Below are 5,561 nucleotides of genomic sequence, written 5' to 3'. Positions count from 1 at the left end.
CCCCTCACCGACCCCGTCCTCGCCGGCCGGCCCCGGCGACGGACCGGTGCCCACCGCGACCCCACCGACCACCCCTGACCTCGGACCCGGGACGACCGGATGATCCTGACCAACCGCCGGCGTCACCGGCACGCCCCCGACCGCAGCGGCGAGCACCGGTCCGGCCTCCTCGGTCTCCGGACCGGGCGGTTCGTCTGCGCGTCCCTGGTGACCGCGGTCGTGTGCGTGCTGCTGGTGGAGGCGTACGCGAACGCCCGGTTCAGACCGGACCACGTACGCGAGGCCGAGGATCAGTTCAGCGTCCCGACCGCCGTGCTCGACGGCGGGCCGGTGCTCGACGCCCGGGGCGACCAACCCCACTCCTACCGGCTGCCCGCGAAGACCATCGCCCTGACCTTCGACGACGGGCCGGACCCGGTCTGGACCCCCCGAGTGCTCGACGTCCTGCGCCGGCACCGGGCCCCGGCCACGTTCTTCGTGATCGGTTCACAGGTGGCCCGGCACCGGGACCTGGCCCGACGGGCCGTCGCCGAGGGGAACGAACTGGGCGTGCACACCTTCACCCACCCGGACGTGAGCCTGCTGCCCCCGTGGCGGCAGCGGATGGAGTACGCGCAGACCCAGATGGCGATCGTGGACGCGGCCGGCGTCCGGACCAGCCTGCTGCGGTTCCCCTACTCGTCCGTGCCCAGCGCCGTCGACGACGCGAACTGGCCGGTGATCCGGGAGGCCGCCCGGCTCGGCTACCTGACCGTGGTGAACGACCTCGACAGCGAGGACTGGGCCCGACCCGGTGTGGACGCGATCGTGCGCAACATGACCCCGGCGGACGGAGCGGGCGCCGTGGTGCTGCTGCACGACGCCGGTGGAGACCGGTCGCAGACCATCGCGGCGCTGGACCGGTTCATCCCGCTCATGCGGGCGCGCGGCTACACCTTCACCACGGTGAGCGACGGGATCGACCGGGCGCAGCAGAGTACCGCCGCCCTGGTCGGCAACGCCCCCTCTTCGACCGCGGACCGCTGGCAGGCGGCCCCCGTCATCTGGGCGATCCGGCTGGCCGACCTGATCCTGCGTGGCCTCGCCCTGCTCTTCGTGGCGGTCGGGATCCTCGTCCTGGCCCGGACGCTGCTGCTGCTCCTGCTCGCCCGGCGGCTCGCCCGCCGCAGGCGGGTGCACCGCTGGCCCTGGGGGGTGGTCAGCGCGCCGGTGTCGGTGGTGGTGCCCGCGTACAACGAACGGGCGGGCATCGTCGCCACGGTCCGTTCCCTGGTCGCCAGCGACCACCGGGACCTCGAGGTGATCGTGGTCGACGACGGTTCGACCGACGGCACCGCCGACCTCGTCGACGCGCTCGGCCTCGACGGCGTCCGCGTGATCCGCAAGCTCAACGGCGGCAAGGCGAGCGCCCTGAACACCGGGTTCCTGTACGCCTCGCACGACATCATCGTGACCGTCGACGCGGACACCGTCTTCGAGCCGGACGCGATCCGGCGGCTGATCGAGCCGTTCACCGACCCGCGGATCGGCGCGGTGGCGGGCAACGTCAAGGTGGCCAACCGGCGGCGGCTGCTCGGCCAGTGGCAGCACATCGAGTACGTCATCGGCTTCAACCTGGACCGCCGGTTGTACGACGTGCTGGGCTGCATGCCGACCGTGCCGGGAGCGATCGGGGCCTTCCGCCGCCGCGCCCTGATCAGCGCCGGCGGGATGAGCGGCGACACCCTGGCCGAGGACACCGACATCACCATGGCGATCCTCCGCGCCGGATGGCGGGTGGTGTACCAGGACCGCGCCTGCGCCTGGACGGAGGCGCCCGCGTCGGTGAGCGACCTGTGCCGGCAGCGCTACCGGTGGAGCTACGGCACCATGCAGGCGATGTGGAAGCACCGGGGCGCGATGCTCGACCGGGGCGCCTCGGGCCGGTTCGGCCGCTTCGGCCTGCCCATGCTCGCCCTGTTCGGTGTGGCGCTGCCCCTGCTCGGTCCGGTGCTGGACCTGCTCGCCGTCTATGGCCTCTTCTTCCTGGACATGAAGAAGACCGCCGTCGCGTGGGCGGCGATGCTGGTCGTGCAGACGCTGACCGCCGCGGTGGCCTTCCGGCTCGACCGGGAACCGCTGCGCCCACTGCTGGCCCTGCCGATCCAGCAGTTCGCCTACCGCCAGCTGATGTACCTGGTCCTGGCCCGGTCCGTGGTGACCGCGCTGACCGGAACCCGGCTGGGCTGGCGCAAACTCAAGCGGGCCGGCGACGTGGCGGACGACCACCTCCTCGCCGCACCACAACCGACGGACGTCGCGACGGGCGGACGCGGGGGGCGGGACCGCTGGTTCGACACCCTGCGGGCGCTGGCGCTGGGCCGGGTCTTCGCCTACCACATGTTCGGCGCCGCCTGGCTGAGCTTCGCCTTCCCCGCCATGGGCGTGATGTTCGCGCTGGGCGGCTCCCTGATGGCCGCTTCGCTCGACCGCTCGCCGAAGCGGGCGATCAGCAGCCGGTTCCGGCGCCTGCTGCCGGGGCTGTGGGCCCTGGGCCTCGTGCTGCTGCCCCTGATGATCTGGCACGGCTGGACCAGCCGGCCGGCCTGGCCGGCGCTGCTGAGCTGGCTGATCCCGCTGGTGCAGCCGCCGGGCAGCCAGTGGGCGGCGGACGTCACGGGCGTGTTGTGGTACCTCGTGACGTACCTGTGGCTCGTGCTGCTCTCCCCCGCGATGCTGGCGCTGTACCGGCGCTGGCCGGTGGGGTCCGTGCTCGCTCCGCTGGCCGGCGTGGTGCTGCTGCAGACCGCGGCGCCGCCGGCGAGCGGGCCGGCGGAATCGGTGCTGACCGACCTGGCCACGTTCGGCGCCTGCTGGCTCGTGGGCTTCGCGCACCGTGACGGCCGGTTGCGGCGGCTCTCGCTGCCGTACCTGCTGGCCCTGGTGGCCCTGTGCCTGGGGCTCGCGGTCGGCTGGCTCGCCACCCACCCGGAGGCGGGGCTCGACCTCAACGACGTACCGGTGGCGCAGGCGTTCTGGTCGCTCGGATTCGTGCTGCTGCTGGTGCGGGCCGACCCGCCGATGACCTGGCTGGCCCGGATCCGGCCGCTCGACCGGCTGGTGACCGTGTTGAACAGCCGCGCCCTGACCATCTACCTCTGGCACAACGCCGCCATCACGGTCTGCTTCGCCGCGGGTGACCTGATCGGGTTCTGGCGAGTCGGCCAGCTGGGCTACCTGGTGGTGGCGCTGATGATCCTCACCGGCCTGGTGCTGGCGCTCGGCTGGGTCGAGGACCTCAGCGCCCGGCGCCCGCCCCGCCTCCTGCCCGGGCGCCGCCCGACGGGAGCGATCAGCCGGGGCCGGGCACCCCGGTCGGCAGGTCGTCCGGCCGTCGGCGCCCAGTCCGACAGACGGCAGCAGAAGGTGACGGCCATGCGCTGACCAAAAAAGGGCGAAACATTCGTGAAACGGCCTGAACACGTCACAACATGTTCATTTTGTCCTATACTTGACTCACGGCAGCGAGCGCCCCACGACAGGGATTATCCGGCGCTCGTCCGGACACGCTCGATCAGTACCGGCGCCGCCAGCCTGATGGCCATGGCCGCGGGGACGGCAGCTGCGGGCATGGTCCGGTGCGGTAGCACGCCGCCGCGGCCCGGCCGGAGAACCACACGATCCGGCTGAGCCGCCGCCGGCGGGAAACGGTGATTGGGGTGATCACCGCGGCCGGCACGGGTCTCGCCCTCCTACGGGCCCGTGCCGGCCACCCCCTGGCAGGAGAGAGCGACGCGACCGCGACGTCGAGGTGCCGCCAAGGGCCTCGGCCGCCCGGCCTGATCAGCCAACCGACCGAGAGGAACTGGTGATGTGGAACCCGCCAACACCGGCGGAGCAGGAACTGTGGAACGCCGTGGTGGCCGGGGTCCGCGCGGCCGACCAGGCTGATCGCGCCGGTTTCGAGAACGCGATCGGCCGCCTGTCGCGGCTGCCCCAACCGTGGGCGCGCCAGGTCCTCAGGGACACCGCCGCGCTGCTGGCCGAGGAACTCGACCCGGAGGGACGGGACCCCTGGCCACTGCTGGCGGCGCAGGTCGACCGCTCCGCGGCCTGGCTACCCGAGGTGGACCGCGCGCTGCTGGCCGCGGTCATTCCTGGTGGCGATCGACCACCGGCCGCCGACGTGCTCGGCGAGCCGGAGCACACCCGGTGTCGACTGCTGCTGATCGCCCACCTGGCGGACGCCGCGCAGGTCGGGGTCGGAGCCTTCGTCGACGTGGCGCTGGCCGGCAACAGCAGACGGCCGGGCAGAACAATGTCCGCGGCGGTCCCCCACTGCCGCCTCGGACACTGACCGGACGCGCGGCACAGCTCGGCGTCCTCGCTGACCCGATGCCCTGCTCGGACGTCGGGTTGAGCGTCAGGCGCGGCCTGGGCCGTCAGGGTGGCGCAGCAGGCGCCACCGGAATCACTGTGGTCATGCTCGGCAGCATAACCGACACAGGTGACTGATAGGCATGAACGGGACATAACACGCGGGACGGGTCACTACCCGTTGCAGGCCGCGCTGCTCTCACGTCCCCCCGCTGGTGTCGTCTGCCAAAGAATGCCGGAACGGGAGCGAGAGGCCAGGCTCGCGCTTTCCTTGCGAGCAGACCGGAGACTGCGGACGGCGAGTTCACCCTCCCGATGCTGACCTGCGTGCTGCGCGTCCGGCGGCTGTGAAAGGCAGCCGCGGCAAACTCCTTGACCGGCTGGCCGAGGCGATCGAGTCCGTCACAACCGCGCACCCACTGCGAGTCGCCGTCGACGGGCCGCCCGCCGCCGGCATACAGGCTGCAGGTCCCCCAAGGACGCGAAGACCCCCACACTCGTCGACCCACGCCGAGACGCCTCGGGTGCCTCAACCTTCTTGGCAGAGAGCCGGGATACCTCCAGCTCTCTTGGCAGTGCCTCAGGTCAACTGGCGGTCGACAGCTGGAAGCTCCTAGCCTGCGGGATGGCGATGACACCAGCGTGAGTCCTTATGCACAAGAACTGTCATTATGATGTAGCCGCCTTATGACCGCTTTGTCCGCTTGATTTGACGGATTGCTGTTACCGGTAATCCGTTAATGGCCGAGCGGGCACGGTTGGGCGTGACGCAGGTCGGGGTGTTGGTAAGGACGGAGACACCCGGCGCCAAAAAGTTGATCTAGGTTTTGGATCTTCTGCCGGGGTGCGTCGCCGGGATGATCTGCCGCTGTGAATCGTTCCTCTTTGAATCTTGGGGACCTGGTTGAGCACTGGACGTTGGTCGGTGCTGAGCGGGACCTGCTCGCGAAGCATCGCGCCGCGACGAGCAGGAACTGTCCGTGCTGTGCCTGCGGGTGCTGCAGGCCGCCGTGGTGTACGTCAACACCCTGATGGTCCAGGATGTCCTCGCCGAGGGCCTGGTCGAACTCGGGGCCGCCGACCGGCGCGGCCTGACCCCGCTGTTCTGGACCAACATCTCCCCGTACGGCGAGGTGCGCCTCAACATGGCCAACCGGCTCGCCCTGCGCGCCACGACCGCCGCGGATCCGGCCGGCGGCGATGAT

The 5,561-nt window shown here is 71.2% G+C and carries 2 protein-coding genes and 2 pseudogenes; all 4 read left to right on the top strand.

What is annotated here, in order from left to right:
- The first annotated feature begins 99 nt into the window (after positions 1–99).
- On the top strand, positions 100–3,423 hold the full coding sequence (locus DKT69_RS34190) for a glycosyltransferase (RefSeq protein WP_109805531.1): 3,324 nt from the start codon (positions 100–102) through the stop codon (positions 3,421–3,423).
- 427 nt (positions 3,424–3,850) lie between these two features.
- Positions 3,851–4,336 carry a hypothetical protein gene (locus DKT69_RS34185; protein WP_109805530.1) on the top strand — a complete coding sequence of 162 codons (486 nt, stop codon included), beginning with the start codon at positions 3,851–3,853 and terminating at the stop codon, positions 4,334–4,336.
- Between the two features lie 367 nt (positions 4,337–4,703).
- Positions 4,704–4,811: pseudogene (locus tag DKT69_RS40390) on the top strand (uridylate kinase); the annotation flags it as partial.
- Between the two features lie 507 nt (positions 4,812–5,318).
- Positions 5,319–5,561, top strand: a pseudogene (locus DKT69_RS34170) (Tn3 family transposase); the annotation flags it as partial.

The organism is Micromonospora sicca, assembly GCF_003172935.1.
Lineage (GTDB): Bacteria > Actinomycetota > Actinomycetes > Mycobacteriales > Micromonosporaceae > Micromonospora > Micromonospora sicca.
The sequence above is the reverse complement of the archived record's forward strand: the minus strand, read 5'-3'. Positions and strand labels throughout refer to the sequence as shown.

Coding starts and splice junctions, on each gene's coding strand:
- DKT69_RS34190 (WP_109805531.1), top strand. CDS start 100: ATGATCCTGACCAACCGCCGGCGTCACCGGCACGCCCCCGACCGCAGC.
- DKT69_RS34185 (WP_109805530.1), top strand. CDS start 3,851: ATGTGGAACCCGCCAACACCGGCGGAGCAGGAACTGTGGAACGCCGTG.